The organism is Candidatus Infernicultor aquiphilus, assembly GCF_002784285.1.
GTDB lineage: Bacteria > Atribacterota > Phoenicimicrobiia > Phoenicimicrobiales > Phoenicimicrobiaceae > Infernicultor > Infernicultor aquiphilus.
In genome coordinates this window covers 1-1902 of the sequence record NZ_PFKO01000311.1, presented here as the reverse complement: position 1 = coordinate 1902, position 1902 = coordinate 1, and the positions used below count along the sequence as shown (strand labels likewise).

Here is a 1902-nt window from a genome sequence, read left to right as displayed (position 1 = left end):
TTATCCGACAAAATGGGGCGAAAAATTTTTATGATTGCCGGACTCTTGACAGCATGATTTGGCATAGCAATCTTTTCGGAATTAAATCAACCATTAATCAGTGTTGCATTAACCATTGCAAGTCTGGGTCTGGGAGTTTTTTATCTATCTTCAATGGCTTTTTTAAATGAAGTGGTTCCCAATTCACTTAAAGGAACAATTTCTGGAGCTTACTATCTTTTTTGGGGAATAGGATTTTTCTTTGGACCAATTATAATTGGTCAAATTACTAAATCAGGTTTATCTCTGGGATATCAACTTTTTTCTGCTTTTCTTTTGATAGAAGCACTAATTTTGGTATTTTGCAGTAAAGAAAAAGCGAATAACAAGGGTCAATAATTCGGTAACTTTAGAGGAAAAAATTAAACTATAATAAAAATAGGATGTGTCTATTAAATTATAAAATTATAGAGAGGTATTAAGATAATTTCTAAGGGTTATAGTAGGAGGAAATTATGACTATCTATTCTCATTCTCGCCTGGAAGCCTTTAAGGGCTGTCCTTTAAAATACAAGTTTAACTATATCGATAAGATTAAAAGAGAAGAAGAGGGCATCGAGGCTTTTTTAGGTTCTCGCTTTCATGACGTAATGGAAAAAATTTATAAAGACCTCCCCTTTAGGAAATATAATTTGGGTGAACTGCTGGATTTTTATGAGGATAATTGGGATAAGAATTATCACGATAAGGTCGTTATTGCCGCCAATGAAAGAAAAGCTAAGGATTATAAAGAAATAGGGAAGAAGTTTATAGAAGATTATTATAAGCGGTATTCTCCTTTTAACCAGGGGAAAGTTTTAGGTATCGAACGTCTGGTCACTATAAATTTAGATGATCATGGAGAATATAAATTAAGGGGATATATAGACCGCTTAGACCAGGTAAAAGACAGAACTTATGAAATACATGATTATAAGACCTCCAAATCTCTTCCGGAGCAGAGCAAAATGGATGAAGACCGCCAGCTGGCTCTCTATCAGATAGGAATTCAAAATATGTGGAACGATGTTTATCATATAGAGCTGGTCTGGCATTATGTAGCCTTTGATAAAGAGATCAGGTCATCAAGGACGGAAGAAGAATTAGATGAATTAAAAAAAAATACCATTGATTTGATAAAGAAGATCGAAGCTACCCGGGAGTTTTTACCTCATGAGAGCATTTTATGCGGATGGTGTTATTATAAGGATATCTGTCCTTTGTATAAACATGAATATATGGTTGGGAATCTGCCGGCAAATAAATATCTAAAAGATAGTGGAGTTAAATTGGTTAATGAATTTGCCAAATTGGATGATCAAAAGAAGAGCTATGAAGTAAAGATTAAAGAGATCGATGAAGAGCTGGAAGAGATAAAAGAAGCGGTGATTCAATATGCCGGAAATATAGGGGTAGAAGTGGTGATAGGGAGTGATCATAAGTTAAAGATTAGTTCAAGTGAAAAAATCAATGTGCCGGGTAAAGGGACCAAGGAGAGAGAATCTTTAATAGAGTTCTTAAGCCAATTAAATAGATTGGAAGAAGTATCAGCCTTTGATGTCGCTGAATTGAAAAAGGTAATCAAAGAGGAAAAATGGGATTCGACTATTTTAGATGAGATAAAAAAGTTTGTAGAGATTGACACAGTAAAATCAGTCCGCTTATCAAAAAGCAAGAGAGAAGACTAAGGTGAAAGGGACAGATGTCCCTATTTTAAATAAGCGGAGGATTAAACTTTTGATCGGTAAATATCAAGGTTGTCTGCTGGGGCTTGCCATCGGTGATGCCTTAGGTGCCCCGTGGGAACCTTACTTGGGGTTGAATTAATCCCCAGACCATGGATACAGAAGGTGGAAGAGTCGGATAGAATTAAAAAGGTAGCCA

The 1902-nt window shown here is 35.4% G+C and carries 2 protein-coding genes; both read left to right on the top strand.

Features of this window, described 5'->3' with window-relative positions:
* Positions 1–63: 63 nt before the first annotated feature.
* Positions 64–378, top strand: coding sequence for an MFS transporter (locus COZ07_RS08630; protein ID WP_406608166.1), 315 nt, complete (start codon positions 64–66; stop codon positions 376–378).
* 116 nt (positions 379–494) lie between these two features.
* Positions 495–1706: a PD-(D/E)XK nuclease family protein gene (locus COZ07_RS08625; protein ID WP_406608160.1), complete on the top strand. Its 1212-nt coding sequence runs from the start codon at positions 495–497 to the stop codon at positions 1704–1706.
* The last annotated feature ends 196 nt before the right edge of the window (positions 1707–1902 follow it).

Excerpts from the sequence above, each read along its gene's own strand:
- COZ07_RS08625 (WP_406608160.1), top strand. The coding sequence starts at position 495 with ATGACTATCTATTCTCATTCTCGCCTGGAAGCCTTTAAGGGCTGTCCT.